Origin of the sequence: Pseudotabrizicola sp., from assembly GCF_030656345.1 — a bacterium.
Lineage (GTDB): Bacteria > Pseudomonadota > Alphaproteobacteria > Rhodobacterales > Rhodobacteraceae > Pseudotabrizicola.
In genome coordinates this window covers 327,803-343,366 of the sequence record NZ_JAUSNR010000015.1, presented here as the reverse complement: position 1 = coordinate 343,366, position 15,564 = coordinate 327,803, and the positions used below count along the sequence as shown (strand labels likewise).

Genomic DNA, 15,564 nt, shown 5'->3' with positions numbered 1-15,564 from the left:
CAGTATTCTGCCGATGCTGGCAGAGGCTTTAGCCCGGCACAATCGCCCGCCAATCGCGCATCCGGTTGCGCAGCCATGTCCGCTGGCGTTTGGCATATTGGCGGCTGGCCAGCTTGGCCGCATCCATAGCCGCCTCCAGCGGCATCTGCCCGCGCAGATGTGCGATCAGTTCCGGCGCACCGATGGCCCGGGCGGAAGGGCGTTGCGGTTGCCAGAACGGCAGTTCGGCCCGAGCCTCGTCCAAAGCACCCTGCGCCATCATCTGATCGAATCGCCGGTCGATCCGGTCATTCAGCCATTCCACGCGCGGACGCAGCACCAGCGCCTCGGCCCGGTTCAACGGGATCAGCGGGGCGGGCGTGTCGGCCTGCCAGTCGGCCAGCCCCCGGCCAGTGGCGCGCCACACCTCCCATGCGCGCTGTACCCGAGCAGGATTGGCCAGATCGATGCGCGCCGCCGTCTGCACATCGAGCGCAGCCACCATCGCGGCCAGATCGGCCTCGCGCAGCGCATCCCCCTCGGCCCGCACCTCACGCGGAATGGCGGGCACTTCGGCCAGCCCTTCGGTCAGCGCCAGAAAATACAGGCCGGTGCCGCCGACAATCACCACCGGCCGGTCCAGCACGCCCGCCACCTCGCGCAGCCAGTGACCGACCGAATAGGGCTGATCGCGCCCGACATGACCATACAGCGCATGTGGCAGCGCTGCCTCATCCGCCACTGATGGCCGCGCGGTCAGCAGCCGCCAGCAGCCATAGACCTGCAAGGCATCGGCATTCACGATCACCCGCCCGTCGCGCGCCGCCAGGTCCATCGCCAGCCCCGACTTGCCGCTGGCCGTCGGTCCGGCGATCAGGACAGGTGCCTCGCGGGAAATCTGGGCCAGCCTCATTTTCAGTCCTTAAATATCCCACGGGGGTCGTCATTGGTGCGCCATTGGTTCAGGCCCACTGACGACGGGTGTGAAACCCCCGCTGCCTGGGCAGTCACAGGTTGAACCCGCCCCCGTTTTGCGACAGTTTGCGCCGCAGTCCAATTGCAAAACGAACCACGGGGAACACCCATGACCATAGCGAGCCTTGATGGCGGCGTGAAATACGACCGTGTGATGCTGAAAATCTCGGGTGAGGCGCTGATGGGCGATCAGGCGTATGGCCTGCACCCACCCACGGTGGAACGCGTCGCGCGTGAGATCAAGGCGGTGCATGATCTGGGGGTCGAGATCTGCATGGTGATCGGCGGCGGCAATATCTTCCGGGGCCTGCAAGGCTCTGCGCAAGGGATGGAGCGCACGACTGCCGATTACATGGGGATGCTGGCCACCGTGATGAACGCGCTTGCGATGCAAGCCGCCCTCGAATCGCTGGGGGTGTATACCCGCGTCATCAGCGCCATTCCGATGGATCAGGTCTGTGAGCCCTATATCCGCCGCCGCGCCGTGCGCCACCTTGAGAAAAAGCGGGTGTGCATTTTCGCCGCCGGCACCGGCAACCCTTATTTCACCACCGATACCGCCGCCGCCCTGCGCGCATCCGAAATGGCCTGCGAGGCGATCTTCATGGGCAAGAATGTCGATGGCATCTATGACAGTGACCCCAAGCTGAACCCCGATGCCAAACGCTACGCCGACATCACTTATGACGATGTGCTGCAGCGCAACCTCAAGGTGATGGATGCCTCGGCCATCGCCCTGTGCCGTGACAACCGTATGCCGCTGGTGGTGTTCGCGCTCTCTGAGCCCGGCGGGTTCAAGGGCATCATGGCGGGGCAGGGCACCTACACAATCGTGCACGACTGACACGCGCGGCGCGGCGTGCGCTGGCGGGGCTATACCCATGGCCCGGCATGGCTTATAGAACGTAAAAAACGCCCGGCTTACCCAAGGGTCGCCGGACGCTGACGAAGGAATGAACCGATGGCTGACGATTTTGAACTGGATACCGAAGATCTGACCCGCCGCATGGATGGCGCGATCAACGCCCTGCGCACCGAATTTGCATCGCTGCGCACCGGCCGCGCCTCGGGGTCTATGCTGGAGCCTATCCAGGTCGATGCATATGGCCAGATGACCCCGGTCAACCAGCTGGGCACCGTCAACGTGCCCGAACCCCGGATGGTGACGATCAACGTCTGGGACAAGGCGATGGTCAACAAGGTGGAAAAGGCGATCCGGGAGTCGGGCCTTGGCATCAACCCGCAGACCAACGGCACCATCATCATGCTGCCGATCCCCGAGCTGAACGAGCAGCGCCGCAAGGAACTGACCAAGGTGGCGGCGGGCTATGCCGAACACGCGCGCGTAGCGGTGCGCAACCTGCGCCGTGACGGGATGGACCAGATCAAAAAGGCCAAAAGCGACGGGTTGTCGGAAGATGACGTGAAATTCTGGGAAGCCGAAGTGCAGGATATGACAGACAAGTACATCAAGCTGGTCGATCAGACGCTTGAGGGCAAACAGGCCGAGATCATGCAGGTCTGACACAAGAGTTCTGACGGGCGGGGCCTCTGGCACCGGCCGTTGTTGGTTTTGGTAGCCGGACAGGTCGTCCGGACGGGTTTCGGGAAAAGGGACAGGGGTTTGGCTTCCACCATATCGGCAGATCACAACCTGCCCCGGCTGGCAGAACATGTCGCCATCATCATGGATGGCAATGGTCGCTGGGCGACAAGCCGCGGCTGGCCGCGTCTGGTCGGCCATCGCAAAGGCGCAGAACGTGTGCGCGAGATCGTGCGCTGTGCCCCCGATCTGGGCATCCGCTGGCTGACGATTTATGCCTTTTCCACCGAAAACTGGAAACGCTCCACCGAAGAGGTGGTGGGGCTGATGTCGATCTTCGCGCGCTATATCGAGCGTGAGGCCGACAGGCTGGCGGTTGAGGGCGTGCGGATGCGCTTTATCGGCGACCGCACCCCGCTGAACCCGAAACTGCGCAAGCTGATGGACGGGATCGAGGCGCGGACCGCGCCGTTTTCGCGGCTGAACCTGACTGTGGCGATCAATTACGGCGGCCGCGATGAGCTGACCCGGGTGGTGCAGGGCATCGCGCGCGACGTGGCCGAAGGGCGGCTGGCGGCGGATGCGGTGACCGACCGGCTGATCGGGTCGCGGCTGGATACGGCAGATCTGCCCGACCCCGATCTGGTGATCCGCACCAGCGGTGAGACCCGGACCTCGAATTACCTGCTGTGGCAGACGGCTTATGCCGAATATGAGTTTACCCCGACGCTGTGGCCCGATTTCTCGCCCGCTGAACTGGCGCAGATCGTGTCGCGCTTTGGCAACCGCGAGCGGCGCTTTGGCGGGGTTGCCACCGGATGACGGATGCCATCGCCCGCTGGGGAGATCTGAAAAAGCGGGCGATTTCCGCGGGTTTCATGCTGGCTGTGGGGGCAGGCGAGCTGTGGCTGGGCGGCACGCCGTTTTCGCTGCTGGTGGTGGCGCTGACCGGGGTGATGTTCTGGGAACTGGCCAATATGACCGCGCCGGGCCGCAAACGCACGCCGCTGGCGGTCGGGCTGTTCGCCGCCGCCTGTCTGGCCGGGGCCGAGCTGTTCCGTGATGATCTGGCCACCACATTGCTGATCCTGCCGGGGCTGGCACTGGCTCTGTCGCCGCGCCGTGACCGGCGCATTGCGACCGCTTACGGCATTGCCATCATGGTGGCGGGCTACGGGTTGATCGAGCTGCGCAGCCCCGGTGTGCCGGCGATCCTGTGGATCGTAGCGATTGTCATCGCCTCGGATGTGATGGGCTATTTCGTCGGGCGCGTCATGGGCGGGCCGAAGTTCTGGCCCGCGATCAGCCCGAAGAAAACATGGTCCGGCACCGTGGCGGGCTGGGTCGGCGCGGTTGCGGTGTCTTTGATTTTTGTCGCCACTGGCCATGCGCCCTGGCTGGCGGTGGCTTTGGCCCCGTTTGTCGCCTTTGCCGGGCAGTTGGGCGACATTGCCGAAAGCTGGATCAAGCGGCGGTCGGGGGTGAAGGATTCGTCGACCCTGATTCCCGGCCATGGCGGGTTTCTCGACCGTTTTGACGCGCTGATCGGGGCGGTGGTGCTGGTGATGCTGCTGGGTCTGTTCACCTCGCTGCCGATGCCCGCGCCGTTGGGGGGCTGAGGCGCGTGCGCAGCATCTCGATTTTCGGTGCCACCGGGTCGGTGGGGGAAAGCACCTATGACCTGATCTGCCGGGCAGGCGGGGCGGAGGCGTTCCGCACCGTCGCCCTGACCGGCGCTCGCAATGTGGCGCGGCTGGCGGAAATGGCGATTGCCCTGCGGGCCGAGGTGGCGGTCTGCGCCGATGAGGCGTGTCTGCCCGCATTGCGCGAGGCGCTGGCCGGATCGGGCGTGCAGGCGGCGGCAGGCGACACTGCGATTGCCGAAGCCGCCGACCGCCCCGCCGATTGGGTGATGAGCGCGATTGTCGGCGCGGCTGGCCTTGTGCCGGGCCTGCGCGCCCTGCGCCATGGGGCCACGCTGGCGCTGGCCAACAAGGAAAGTCTGGTAACGGCGGGGCCCTTGTTGATGGCGACGGCGGTGGCGCATGGCGCGCGGATTCTGCCGGTGGATTCGGAACATTCCGCGATCTTTCAGGCGCTGGTGGGCGAAGACATTGCTTGCGTCGAACGGATCATCCTGACCGCATCGGGCGGGGCCTTGCGCGACTGGCCGCTGGCGGCGCTGGCGCAGGCCACGGTCAAGGAAGCGCTGGCGCATCCGAACTGGGCCATGGGCCAGCGGATCACCATCGATTCGGCGTCCATGTTTAACAAGGCGCTGGAAGTCATTGAAACACGTGAGTTTTTCGGTGTTGCGCCAGACCAGATCGAGGTCATCATCCACCCCGAATCCCTGATCCATTCCATGGTTGGTTTTCAGGACGGTGCCATCATGGCGCATCTGGGTGCGCCCGATATGCGCCATGCCATCGGCTATGCGCTGAACTGGCCCGACCGTGCGCGCCTGCCCATCGCGCGGCTGGACCTTGCGCAGATTGCCACGCTCAGCTTTCGCGCGCCCGATCTTGCCCGCTATCCCGCGCTGCGGCTGTGCCGTGAGGTGATGGCGGCGCGCGGGCTTTCGGGGGCGGTGTTCAACGCCGCCAAGGAAATCGCGCTCGACCGCTTTCTCGATGGCGGCATCGGCTTTATGGACATGGCGGGCGTGGTCGAGGATACCCTTGCCAGCGTTATGCCGGAGATGTGCCTTGAAACTGACGTGATGACCCTTGAGGACATCCAGAACGCGGATCATCTTGCGCGGGTGCGGGCAGGTGAGGCCGCGACCGTGCTGGCCGGACGCCGTGCCTACTGAATTTTCGGCCCCCCGTGGCCGGGTATGATAAAAGAAGTGCCGCAGGCGGCATCGACACAAAGGAAAGCCCTTGGATCTGATTGGTCTTGTTCCCAGCTTTGGCGGTCTTGTCTGGACCGTGATCGCCTTTGTCGTCGCCCTGTCGATCATTGTGGCGATCCATGAATATGGCCATTACATCGTGGGCCGCTGGACCGGCATTCATGCCGAGGTGTTCAGCCTTGGCTTTGGGCCGATCCTGTATTCGCGCGTCGACAACCGGGGCACACGCTGGCAGATCGCGGCGCTGCCGTTTGGCGGCTATGTGAAGTTTCTGGGCGACAGCAATGCCGCATCGGGCAAGGATGGCGAGGTGATCTCGACCCTGTCGGAGGCTGAGCGGCGGCGCACGATGCATGGCGCGCCGCTGTGGGCACGGTCGCTGACGGTGGCGGCGGGGCCGGTGTTCAACTTCATTTCTGCGCTATTGATCCTGACCGGGCTGGTGCTGTGGTCTGGCGTGTACAGCGACGATACCGTGGTCGGCAAAGTCACGCCGCTGCCGTTTGAAGGCCAGCAATTGCGCGCAGGCGACCGCATCCTGTCGATCAACGGCACCGACACGCCCGATCTGACCCGTCTGGTCGCGGTGTCGGGCGATCTGCCTGCGGGGCCTTCGGTGTCCTACACGGTAGAGCGTGAGGGGCGGGTAATGAGCTTTGACGGCCCGCATCCGCTGCCCGCGCTGGCATCGGGCGTGCAGCCGCAAAGTGCGGCGTTCTACGCAGGGCTTCTGCCCGGCGATGTCATTCTGGCGGTTGATGCGGTGCCGGTGACGGTGTTTGCGGAGCTGCCGGCACTGGTGGCCGGGGCCGAGGGCCGCCCGCTGAACCTGACCGTCTGGCGCGCCGGGGAAACGTTCGAGACCACGCTGACCCCGCGCCAGATGGATCTGCCAAAGCGCGAAGGCGGGTTTGAGACCCGCTGGCTGATCGGGCTGAACGGCGGGCTGGGGTTCGAGCCGGAGACCCGGCATCCGGGCATGTTCGAGGCGGTGGGCATCGCGGGCGAGCAGACCTGGCGCATCGCCACCACCTCGCTTTCCGGGCTGTGGCACATGGTGGCGGGCAAAATCTCCAGCTGCAACCTGCGCGGACCGATCGGCATTGCCGAAAGCTCGGGGGCTGCGGCGAGCCAAGGGGTGGAGACCTTCATCCAGTTCATCGCACTTTTGTCGGTGGCCGTTGGGCTGATGAACCTGTTCCCGATTCCGGTGCTGGATGGCGGGCATCTGGTGTTTCACGCCTATGAGGCGGTGGCGGGCAAGCCACCATCGGACAGGGCGTTGCAGGTGATGATGACGGTGGGTCTGGCGCTGCTGCTGTCCCTGATGGTGTTTGCGCTGACCAATGACCTGTTCTGCCCGTAAGCCCCCCGCGTGACGCCATAATCGGGCCATATTCAGATGCTACGCCATGCGGGTGTCTGAAAGGGGTTCATCATGCAAATGGTCGTGCAAGGCTATCGTGGACTGTCATTTCTGGTCTGGCTGAACGCCGACCGGATCTTCACCATCGGCACGGTCGTGGCGGGGCTGCTGGCCGGCGCATTTCTGGGCAGCACTCTGGTAGAGCATTAACCTTTACGCCTCTGCCACGGCAGACCGGCGGGCGGGGTCAGGCGCAGGCCTGAACCCTGAAGCGTTCTTTGCCGCGGCGCCCGACCTGCTGCACGCACGCAACGCATGGCAATTGCTGCCGCAAACCTGCTTCCAACGCTTTGACAAGCCCCGCACTTCCGTCTAGTGAAGACACAACAGTTTGTTGATATGGGGCATTGTCATGCACGATACAGCGGGTGCCGCACAACGCGTGGCGCATGGCAAGGCAGGCGTTCGCAAACGCATTCTGACCGCGCTTTTCCTTTCCACCGCAACGGCTTCGGCGGCGATCTTCGCACCCGCCTCTGCGCAGCAATATGCGTTCAATCAGGTGGTGATCGAAGGCAACCAGCGCGTGGACAATGCCACAATCTTAGGCTTTGCCGGAATCAGGCGCGGGCAGGCCCTGTCGCAGGGCGGGTTGAACGATGCCTATCAGGGGCTGGTCCGGTCGGGCCTGTTCGAGACGGTGGAGATCGTGCCGCAGGGCGGTCAGCTGGTGATCCGCGTCAAGGAATACCCCATCGTCAACGTCATCAATTTTGAGGGCAACAAACGCCTGAAAGATGAGGATCTGGCCAGCATCATCCAGTCGCAGCAGCGCAGGGTCTATTCGCCCAGCGTGGCCGAGGCAGATGCGGCGTCGATTGCCGAAGCCTACCGCGCCCGGGGCCGGATTGCCGCCACCGTGACACCAAAACTGATCCGCCGCAGCGGCGGCCGGGTTGACCTCGCGTTCGAGATTACCGAAGGCCGCGTGACGGAAATTGAACGTCTGTCCTTCATCGGCAACCGCGCCTTCAGCGACCGCCGCTTGCGGCAGGTGCTGGAAACCAAGCAGGCCGGGCTGTTGCGCACTCTGATCCAGCGTGACACCTTCGTGGCCGAACGGCTGGAGCTGGACAAGCAATTGCTGCGCGATTTCTATCTGGCGCGCGGTTATGTCGACATTCAGGTCACCGATGCCTCGGCCGAAGTTGCGCGCGAGCGGGACGCGGTGTTCGTCAGCTTTGCCATCCGCGAAGGCCGGCAATACCGCTTTGGCGGCGTGACGACCGTGTCGGAAATTCCGGGCCTGGATGCTGCGGAATTCGGGGCGCTGTCGCGTGTACGCTCGGGCGTGCCCTATTCGCCGGTGGTGGTCGAAAACACCATTGCACGGATGGAAAATCTGGCGCTGCGCAAGGGGCTGACCTTTGTGCGCGTCGATCCGCGCGTCACCCGCAATGACCGGACCGGCACGCTGGATCTGGAATTTGCGCTGGTGCGGGGCGAACGGGTGTTCGTCGAACGCATCGACATCGAAGGCAATACCACGACGCTGGATCAGGTGATCCGCCGTCAGTTCCGCAGCGCCGAAGGCGACCCCTTCAACCCGCGTGAAGTGCGCCAGTCGGCGGAACGCATCCGCGCGCTTGGCTTCTTCTCGGACGCGCAGGTCAATGCGCGGCCGGGGTCGGCATCGGATCAGGTGATCGTCGATGTGAACGTGGAAGAGCAGCCCACCGGGTCGCTGTCCTTTGGCGCAAGCTATGGGGTGGAATCCGGCGTCGGGGTGAACATCGGCTTTTCGGAAGCGAACTTCCTGGGGCGCGGGCAGGCCCTGTCTGTGGCGATTTCAACCGGGACCGACAGCACGTCGTCGTCAATCTCGATCACCGAACCGGCGTTTCTGGGGCGGGATCTGTCCCTGTCTCTGGGGGCGTTCTACAACGTCACCAGCCAGAAGAACGCGATTTATGACACCGCCAATGTCGGCACGCGGGTCGCGCTGTCTTTCCCGGTGGGGGAGGTCAGCCGTCTGGAACTGCGCTATGGTCTGTCGAAGAACACAATCAAAGGGTATGAAGGCAAGGACGTTGGCGGCACGATAGAAGTGAACCCGACACTGGAGGCCGAATCTGCCCGTGACGGTGAGTTCACCTCGGCCGTCGGCTACACCTACAGCTATGACACACGCGTCGGCGGGCTGAGCCCGGATCGTGGCGTTGTGTTCCGCTTCAGTCAGGATTTTGCCGGGCTTGGCGGCGATGCTAAGTATATTTCCAACGAAGTGCAGGCACTGGCCGAACGCAAGATCCTGAACGAAGATGTCACCCTGCGCGCGATTTTCGAGGCCGGGGCGATTTCACCGATCAGCGGGTACAGCACCCGCGTCACCGAACGCTATTTCGGCAATGGCAAGATCCGCGGCTTTGAAGGCAACGGCATCGGCCCGCGCGATCTGGTGACGGATGATGCGCTGGGGGGCAATTTCTATGCCGTCGCCCGGTTCGAGGCTGATTTCCCGCTTGGCCTGCCCGAGGAATACGGGATCAGTGGCGGCATGTTCATGGACGTGGGCTCGGTCTGGGGTCTGAAGGGCGATGTGCTTGACGCCGACAACAACGCGATTGACACCGGGTTCAACCCGCGTGCGGCGGTCGGCGTGTCGGTGCTGTGGGACGCGCCGATCGGGCCGTTGCGCTTCAACTTCTCGAAAGCGCTGAAGAAAGAAGACTACGACAAGGAACGGTCGTTCGATCTGACGATCTCGACCCGGTTCTGATGACCGGCGCCGGGCTGCGCGCGGCTGTTCTGCTGGCCCTGGCCTGCGCCGGGCCGACAATGGCGCAGACGGAAGCACCGGCAGAGGCACCTGCGCCCGCCATGCAATCGGCTGTGGTGACTCTGGACCGGGGCCGCCTGTTTGAAGACACGCTGATGGGTCAGGCCATTCAGGCCCGGATAGAGGCGGCTTCGGCCGATCTGATCGCCGAAAACCGCCGGCTGGAAGCCGCGCTGGAGGCGGAAGAGCGGGCGCTGACCCAACGGCGCGCGACCCTGCCGGTGGACCAGTTCCGCATCATCGCCCGCGAGTTTGACAAACGGGTCGAGGAATTGCGGGTGGCACAGGAATCCAAAAGCCGTTCGGTGACCCGCGCCCGCGACATCGAACAACAGCGGTTTTTTGAGGCCGCAATTCCGGTGCTGGCAGAGCTGATGCAGGATCTGGGGGCGGTGGCGATCATCGACCGATCCGCCGTGATCCTGAGCTTTGACCGCATCGACATCACCGAACAGGCGATTGCGCGGCTGGATGCCCGGTTGGGCGACGGGACCGCAGTGCTGACCGGACCGGAGGCGGAGCCGCCTGCCAGCCCACCAGACGCGCCGGACATGCCAGTCGCGCCGGACGCTGGCACGCCACAACCCGCCGCGCCACAACCCTGACACGGTGCGTTGCGGCGATGCCTTGCCCCGGCGGGACGCAATTGGTAGCAAAGTCACAACAGTCATGTGGAACGCATGCAAGGACAAGACGGGGAACGTGAATGACCGAAACCACCGTGACCGCAGGCCAGACGGCCGATATCGCGCTGATCCAGCGCATCCTGCCGCACCGCTACCCGTTCCTGCTGGTCGACAAGGTGGTCGACATCCACGTCGACAAAAGCTGCGTCGGCATCAAATGCATCACCATGAATGAACCGCAGTTCACCGGCCATTTCCCCGGCGTGCCGATTTTCCCCGGCGTGATGATCATCGAGGCGATGGCGCAGACCAGCGGCATTCTGGTCGGCCTGTCGATGGATCTGGTCGACAAGAACGCCAATGTGTTCTTCATGGGCGTCGATGGGGTGAAATTCCGCCGCAAGGTGGTGCCGGGCGATGTGCTGGAGCTGCATGTCAAGGCGCTGCGCGGCGGTGGCCGGGTCTGGAAGTTCTCGGGCCGCGCCATGGTGGGGGATGAACTGGCCTGCGAGGCCGAATTCACCGCGATGTTCGACGTGCCGAAAAAGGCCTGAGCGATGAGCGTTGACGCATCCGCCCGCATTCACCCGATGGCCGTGGTAGACCCCGGTGCCGTGATCGGTGCGGGGGCCGAGGTTGGCCCCTTTGCGGTGATCGGGGCCGAGGTGACGCTGGCGGCGGGCGTGGTGGTGAAATCGCATGCCGTGGTGACCGGCTGGACGCAGGTGGGTGAGGGCACGGTGATTTTCCCCTTCGCCTGTGTCGGCGAGGTGCCGCAGGATCTGAAGTTCAAGGGCGAACGCACAAGGCTGATCATCGGTGCGCGTTGCCGCATCCGCGAAGGCGCGACGCTGAACACCGGCACGGAAGGCGGCGGCGGGGTCACGCGGATTGGCGACGACTGCCTTTTGATGACCGGCGCGCATGTCGGCCACGACGCCAGCATGGGCAACCGGGTGATCCTGGCCAATCAGGCGGCGATTGCCGGGCATTGCCAGATCGGCGATGATGTGATCGTCGGTGGGTTGTCGGGCGTGCACCAATGGGTGCGGGTCGGACGCGGGGCGATCATCGGGGCTGTGACCATGGTCACCAATGATGTGCTGCCGCATGGTCTGGTGCAGGGGCCGCGCGGGGTGCTTGACGGGCTGAACCTTGTGGGGCTGAAGCGGCGCGGGGTGGAACGGTCGGAAATCACCGCCTTGCGCGCGGGCTATCAGATGCTGGCGCAGGGTGAGGGGTCTTTCGTGGACCGCGCCCGGCGGCTGTCGGAAGAAACCGAGTCCGCCCATGTGCGCGAGATGACCGATTTCATCCTGTCGGCCAGCGACCGCAGCTTTCTGACCCCCAAATGACCCGCACCGCCGTGATTGCCGGGTCGGGGCACCTGCCTGCCGCTGTGGCGGCCGCGCTAAAGGCCCCGCTGATCTGCGCGCTGGATGGCTTTGTGCCAGAGGGCTTGGCGGTGGATATGGTGTTCCGGGTCGAACGGCTGGTGCCGTTTTTCCATGCGCTGGAAGATGCCGGTGTCACCCGCGTCACCTTTGCCGGTGCCGTGCAGCGGCCAAGGCTGGACCCGGCGCTGTTTGATGCGGGCACGGCAGGGCTGGTGCCGCGCCTGATGGCGGCGATGGCGCAGGGCGATGACGCCACCTTGCGCGCGGTGGTCCTGCTGTTTGAAGAGGCCGGGTTCACGGTGGCAGGCACGGCGCAGATCGCGCCGGATCTGGTGCCGGGGGCTGGCGTGCTGTGCGGCACCCTGAGCGCTGCGGATGAGGCGGATGCCACACGCGCGGCAGAGATTGTCGCCGCCCTTGGTGCGGTAGATGTGGGGCAGGGCTGCGTGGTGGCGCAGGGCCTGTGTCTGGCGGTCGAAGCGTTGCCGGGCACCGATGCGATGCTGGCGGGAGTTACGGCACTGCCGCCGGGGTTGCGGCCAGCGGGCACGCGCGGGCTGTTTTACAAGGCGCCCAAGCCGGGGCAGGACAGCCGCGTCGATCTGCCGACCCTGGGGCCGGACACGGTGGCGCTTGTGGCGCAGGCCGGTCTGGGGGGCATTGCGTGGCAGGCGGGCGGGGTGATCTGCCTTGACCTTGACGCGATGATCGCTGCCGCTGCGGATGCGGGCCTGTTCCTGTGGGCGCGCTGACGCTTTTCCTGATCGCGGGCGAGCCTTCGGGCGACCGGCTGGGCGCTGCCCTGATGGCGGGGCTGGTGGATCTGTCGCCCGGAGTGCAGTTTGCCGGGATCGGCGGGCCGATGATGCAGGCGCAGGGGCTGGACAGCCTGTTCCCGATGGAAGAGCTGTCGGTGATGGGTCTGGTCGAGGTGCTGCCGAAGTATTTCGCGCTCAAACGCCGGATCGCGCAGGCGGCGCAGGCGGTTCTGGCGTCGGGCGCGCAGGCGCTGATCACGATCGACTCGCCTGATTTTTGTTTGCGGGTGGCGGCCATCGTCAAGGCCGCGCGGCCCGATTTCCCCGTGATCCACTATGTCGCCCCCTCGGTCTGGGCCTGGCGGCCCGGGCGGGCGGCAAAGATGGCCCGCGTGGTCGATCATGTGCTGGCGCTGTTGCCGTTCGAGCCCCCGCTTATGACCGCCGCCGGGATGAGCTGTGATTTCGTCGGGCATCCGGTGGTGGCAGAGACTTTGGCCACCGAGGCGGAGGCCGAAACCATGCGCGGCCATGGCCCGCTGATCCTGGCCCTGCCGGGCTCGCGCAAGGGTGAGGTTTCGCGGCTGGCCCCGGTGCTTGGGCAAGTGGTGGCACAGATCAAGGCGGTGCATCCCGATGCGCGGGTGGCCTTGCCGACGGTGCGCGGTGTGGCCGGGCTGGTGCAGGATCTGACGGCGGATTGGGCGATCCCGCCCCGGATCATTCAGGATGCCCCCACCAAACGCGCGGCCTTTGCCGCGGCGGATGTGGCGATTGCCGCGTCGGGGACGGTCAGTCTGGAACTGGCCGCCAACGGGTGCCCGATGGTGATCGCCTATGACATGAACCCGTTGACGCTGTGGCTGATGCGCCGCGCGGCGCTGATTGACACGGTGACGCTGGTGAACCTTGTGTCGGACACCCGCGTGGTGCCGGAATTCATCGGGCCGGACTGCCGGGCCGGTCTGATCGCGCCTGCGGTGCTGCGACTGCTGGCAGAGCAGGGCGCGTCACAGCGCGACGCGATGCGGCTGACGATGCAGCGGCTGGGGCAGGGTGGCGCACCTCCGGGCCAGCGGGCGGCGGAGTCTGTGCTGGCGTTCCTCGGCGCGCGGGGATGAGCGTGACAAGGGGGCTGCCGCCCCCTTGGACCCCCGCGAGTATTTTTGTCAAGATGAAGGGCAAGGGGTGCCGGGCCCTGTCCGCGGATCAGCCTTCGCGCTGGCCGGCGACGATCTGGCGCATGCCTTCCAGTGGCACGTAGCCGCGCACCATGGTCTCATCAATCACAAAGGTCGGGGTGCCGTTGATCTCCATCAATCCGCCAAGCGCGTGGTTGGTGTCGATCACCGCCTGCACTTCCGGAGCGCGCATCCGGGCCGCAATCGCCGCCGGGTCATGGCCCAGATCGGTGGCCAGACGGGCAAGGGTTTCGGCATTGGCATCGCCGCGCAGGGCGATCAGCGCGTCATGGGCGGCTTTGTAGGCGTCATCGCCATGCAGCTGGCGCACCGCGATGGCGAATTGCGATGACAGCAGCGACTGTTCGCCAAGGATCGGGAATTCCTTGAGCACCAGACGGATATTGCCATCCGACTGGACCAGATCCGCCACCTCGTCATGCGCCTTGCGGCAATAGCCGCAGCGGTAATCGACGAATTCCACGATGGTCAGATCCGCCTCAAGATTGCCACCGGCCCAGGAGTTCGGATCGCGGTAGATCAGATCGGCATTGTCGCGCAGCATGGCCAGATCGCGTTCGACCGATTGCATTTCGTGCTGGCCCTGCAGCACCTCCATCGCTTCGACCAGCACTTCGGGTTCTTCCAGCAGGAAGGCCCGCACCTCGGCCCGGAACGCCTCACGCTCGGCCGGGGTCATCTCGGCCAGCGCCACGGTGGTTGTCATCATCATCGCGGTGATGCCGATCAGGGTTCTGAGGATCATGGGCTGTCTCTGGCTATGGTGTCTGCGGCGGCGCGCAGGTTTGAACGGGGTCGGGCTTGACCTTGCCCCGCGAACCGGGACACTTCGGCCAGACCATAGAGGGGCAGGCATGAAGAGTTCAAGACGGGGTGATGTCGATCCCTTTATTGTGATGGATGTGATGGAAGATGCACGCAGTCTGGAGGCGGCGGGGCGGTCGGTGATCCATATGGAGGTGGGCCAGCCCGGCACCCCGGCCCCGGCGGCGGCGCGGGCCGCACTGGTGCAGGCGATGGCGGCGGGGTCTTTGGGCTATACCGTGGCGCTGGGGCTGCCGGAACTGCGCGCGGGGATCGCGGCGCTGTACTGGCGCTGGTACGGGGTGGAGCTGGACCCCGCGCGGGTGGTGGTGACATCGGGGTCTTCCGCCGCCTTCCTGCTGGCCTTTACCGCGCTGTTTGACGCGGGCGACCGGGTGGGCCTGGGCGAGCCGGGCTATCCGAGTTATCGCCAGATCCTGCGGGCGCTGTCCTTGCAGCCGGTGGGCCTTCAGACGCAGGCGGAGAACCGGCTGCAGCCGGTGCCTGCCGATCTGGACGGCGTGGAGATGGCGGGGCTGATTGTCGCGTCGCCCGGCAACCCGACCGGCACGATGCTGGACCATGCGGCGCTGAAAGCGCTGATCGACCATTGCGTGGCGCGGGGGATTGCCTTTGTCTCGGACGAGATTTACCACGGGCTGCATTACGGCGCGCGCGCGGTGTCGGCGCTGGAGATCACGGATGATTGCTATGTGATCAACTCGTTTTCCAAATACTTCAGCATGACCGGATGGCGCGTCGGCTGGATGGTGGTGCCGCCGGACCATGTGCGCAAAGTGGAGCGGCTGGCGCAGAACATGTTCATCTGCCCGCCCCATGCCAGCCAGATCGTGGCGCTGGCCGCGCTGGACTGTATTGATGAGCTGGAGGCCAACCGCGCCACCTATGCGACCAACCGCCAGCTGATGCTGGAGGGCCTGCCGCTGGCAGGCTTTACCCGCATTGCGCCGCCGGACGGGGCGTTCTACGTCTATGCCGATGTGTCGGAGCTGACCACGGACTCGCTGAGCTTAGCGCGCGAGATCCTGCACGGGGCCGGAGTGGCGGTGACGCCGGGGGTGGATTTCGACCCCCATCGCGGGCGGCAGACCTTGCGGTTTTCCTATGCGCGGGGGACGGCGGATGTTGTCGAGGGGCTGGCGCGGTTGCGGACGTTCATGGCTGCACGTTCGGGCGGGATCGTGCGGGGCTGATGTG

Annotated in this window: 16 protein-coding genes; 14 read left to right on the top strand and 2 right to left on the bottom strand. The window is 65.2% G+C overall.

What is annotated here, in order from left to right:
• Nucleotides 1-28: 28 nt before the first annotated feature.
• A complete protein-coding gene (gene miaA, locus Q7J44_RS09555) occupies nucleotides 29-892 on the bottom strand; it encodes a tRNA (adenosine(37)-N6)-dimethylallyltransferase MiaA (RefSeq protein WP_304879238.1) in 864 nt (287 codons plus the stop codon).
• Between the two features lie 171 nt (nucleotides 893-1,063).
• Between miaA and pyrH the strand changes: the two genes are divergently transcribed.
• The 13 genes from pyrH (at nucleotide 1,064) to lpxB (ending at nucleotide 13,461) form a co-directional block, all read left to right on the top strand.
• A complete protein-coding gene (pyrH, locus tag Q7J44_RS09550) occupies nucleotides 1,064-1,798 on the top strand; it encodes a UMP kinase (protein ID WP_304879236.1) in 735 nt (244 codons plus the stop codon).
• Nucleotides 1,799-1,915: 117 nt separating this feature from the next.
• Nucleotides 1,916-2,479: a ribosome recycling factor gene (frr, locus tag Q7J44_RS09545; protein ID WP_304879234.1), complete on the top strand. Its 564-nt coding sequence runs from the start codon at nucleotides 1,916-1,918 to the stop codon at nucleotides 2,477-2,479.
• Between the two features lie 162 nt (nucleotides 2,480-2,641).
• Nucleotides 2,642-3,319: a polyprenyl diphosphate synthase gene (gene uppS, locus Q7J44_RS09540; protein ID WP_370692983.1), complete on the top strand. Its 678-nt coding sequence runs from the start codon at nucleotides 2,642-2,644 to the stop codon at nucleotides 3,317-3,319.
• On the top strand, nucleotides 3,316-4,116 hold the full coding sequence (locus Q7J44_RS09535; protein ID WP_304879229.1) for a phosphatidate cytidylyltransferase: 801 nt from the start codon (nucleotides 3,316-3,318) through the stop codon (nucleotides 4,114-4,116). Before uppS ends, Q7J44_RS09535 begins: the two co-directional genes overlap by 4 nt.
• A gap of 5 nt (nucleotides 4,117-4,121) precedes the next feature.
• On the top strand, nucleotides 4,122-5,312 hold the full coding sequence (gene dxr, locus Q7J44_RS09530; RefSeq protein WP_304879227.1) for a 1-deoxy-D-xylulose-5-phosphate reductoisomerase: 1,191 nt from the start codon (nucleotides 4,122-4,124) through the stop codon (nucleotides 5,310-5,312).
• Between the two features lie 70 nt (nucleotides 5,313-5,382).
• Nucleotides 5,383-6,720, top strand: coding sequence for an RIP metalloprotease RseP (gene rseP, locus Q7J44_RS09525; protein ID WP_304879225.1), 1,338 nt, complete (start codon nucleotides 5,383-5,385; stop codon nucleotides 6,718-6,720).
• Nucleotides 6,721-6,792: 72 nt separating this feature from the next.
• The gene (locus Q7J44_RS09520) at nucleotides 6,793-6,930 is read left to right on the top strand and encodes a hypothetical protein (protein ID WP_304879223.1); all 138 of its coding nucleotides are present in this window, start codon (nucleotides 6,793-6,795) and stop codon (nucleotides 6,928-6,930) included.
• Between the two features lie 202 nt (nucleotides 6,931-7,132).
• Nucleotides 7,133-9,499, top strand: a complete 2,367-nt coding sequence (bamA, locus tag Q7J44_RS09515) for an outer membrane protein assembly factor BamA (protein WP_304879221.1) — start codon at nucleotides 7,133-7,135, stop codon at nucleotides 9,497-9,499.
• Nucleotides 9,499-10,164: an OmpH family outer membrane protein gene (locus Q7J44_RS09510; protein WP_304879219.1), complete on the top strand. Its 666-nt coding sequence runs from the start codon at nucleotides 9,499-9,501 to the stop codon at nucleotides 10,162-10,164. The genes bamA and Q7J44_RS09510 overlap by 1 nt, the downstream gene beginning before the upstream one ends.
• A gap of 101 nt (nucleotides 10,165-10,265) precedes the next feature.
• Nucleotides 10,266-10,739 carry a 3-hydroxyacyl-ACP dehydratase FabZ gene (fabZ, locus tag Q7J44_RS09505; protein WP_304879217.1) on the top strand — a complete coding sequence of 158 codons (474 nt, stop codon included), beginning with the start codon at nucleotides 10,266-10,268 and terminating at the stop codon, nucleotides 10,737-10,739.
• A 3-nt stretch (nucleotides 10,740-10,742) separates the two neighbouring features.
• A complete protein-coding gene (gene lpxA / locus Q7J44_RS09500; protein ID WP_304879214.1) occupies nucleotides 10,743-11,540 on the top strand; it encodes an acyl-ACP--UDP-N-acetylglucosamine O-acyltransferase in 798 nt (265 codons plus the stop codon).
• The gene (locus Q7J44_RS09495) at nucleotides 11,537-12,334 is read left to right on the top strand and encodes an LpxI family protein (protein ID WP_304879212.1); all 798 of its coding nucleotides are present in this window, start codon (nucleotides 11,537-11,539) and stop codon (nucleotides 12,332-12,334) included. Before lpxA ends, Q7J44_RS09495 begins: the two co-directional genes overlap by 4 nt.
• On the top strand, nucleotides 12,331-13,461 hold the full coding sequence (lpxB, locus tag Q7J44_RS09490) for a lipid-A-disaccharide synthase (RefSeq protein ID WP_304879360.1): 1,131 nt from the start codon (nucleotides 12,331-12,333) through the stop codon (nucleotides 13,459-13,461). Before Q7J44_RS09495 ends, lpxB begins: the two co-directional genes overlap by 4 nt.
• An 88-nt stretch (nucleotides 13,462-13,549) precedes the next feature.
• Here the strand turns inward: lpxB and Q7J44_RS09485 are convergent, their stop codons facing one another.
• Nucleotides 13,550-14,287: a DsbA family protein gene (locus tag Q7J44_RS09485; RefSeq protein WP_304879210.1), complete on the bottom strand. Its 738-nt coding sequence runs from the start codon at nucleotides 14,285-14,287 to the stop codon at nucleotides 13,550-13,552.
• A gap of 109 nt (nucleotides 14,288-14,396) precedes the next feature.
• Here Q7J44_RS09485 and Q7J44_RS09480 point away from each other — a divergent pair, with 109 nt between their 5' ends.
• A complete protein-coding gene (locus Q7J44_RS09480; RefSeq protein WP_304879208.1) occupies nucleotides 14,397-15,560 on the top strand; it encodes a pyridoxal phosphate-dependent aminotransferase in 1,164 nt (387 codons plus the stop codon).
• Nucleotides 15,561-15,564: the final 4 nt, after the last annotated feature.

What these genes read in the sequence shown, in the direction of transcription:
- miaA (WP_304879238.1), bottom strand. Translation starts at nt 892, where the DNA reads ATGAGGCTGGCCCAGATTTCCCGCGAGGCACCTGTCCTGATCGCCGGA.
- pyrH (WP_304879236.1), top strand. Translation starts at nt 1,064, where the DNA reads ATGACCATAGCGAGCCTTGATGGCGGCGTGAAATACGACCGTGTGATG.
- frr (WP_304879234.1), top strand. Translation starts at nt 1,916, where the DNA reads ATGGCTGACGATTTTGAACTGGATACCGAAGATCTGACCCGCCGCATG.
- uppS (WP_370692983.1), top strand. Translation starts at nt 2,642, where the DNA reads ATGGATGGCAATGGTCGCTGGGCGACAAGCCGCGGCTGGCCGCGTCTG.
- Q7J44_RS09535 (WP_304879229.1), top strand. Translation starts at nt 3,316, where the DNA reads ATGACGGATGCCATCGCCCGCTGGGGAGATCTGAAAAAGCGGGCGATT.
- Q7J44_RS09520 (WP_304879223.1), top strand. Translation starts at nt 6,793, where the DNA reads ATGCAAATGGTCGTGCAAGGCTATCGTGGACTGTCATTTCTGGTCTGG.
- bamA (WP_304879221.1), top strand. Translation starts at nt 7,133, where the DNA reads ATGCACGATACAGCGGGTGCCGCACAACGCGTGGCGCATGGCAAGGCA.
- Q7J44_RS09510 (WP_304879219.1), top strand. Translation starts at nt 9,499, where the DNA reads ATGACCGGCGCCGGGCTGCGCGCGGCTGTTCTGCTGGCCCTGGCCTGC.
- fabZ (WP_304879217.1), top strand. Translation starts at nt 10,266, where the DNA reads ATGACCGAAACCACCGTGACCGCAGGCCAGACGGCCGATATCGCGCTG.
- lpxA (WP_304879214.1), top strand. Translation starts at nt 10,743, where the DNA reads ATGAGCGTTGACGCATCCGCCCGCATTCACCCGATGGCCGTGGTAGAC.
- Q7J44_RS09495 (WP_304879212.1), top strand. Translation starts at nt 11,537, where the DNA reads ATGACCCGCACCGCCGTGATTGCCGGGTCGGGGCACCTGCCTGCCGCT.
- Q7J44_RS09485 (WP_304879210.1), bottom strand. Translation starts at nt 14,287, where the DNA reads ATGATCCTCAGAACCCTGATCGGCATCACCGCGATGATGATGACAACC.
- Q7J44_RS09480 (WP_304879208.1), top strand. Translation starts at nt 14,397, where the DNA reads ATGAAGAGTTCAAGACGGGGTGATGTCGATCCCTTTATTGTGATGGAT.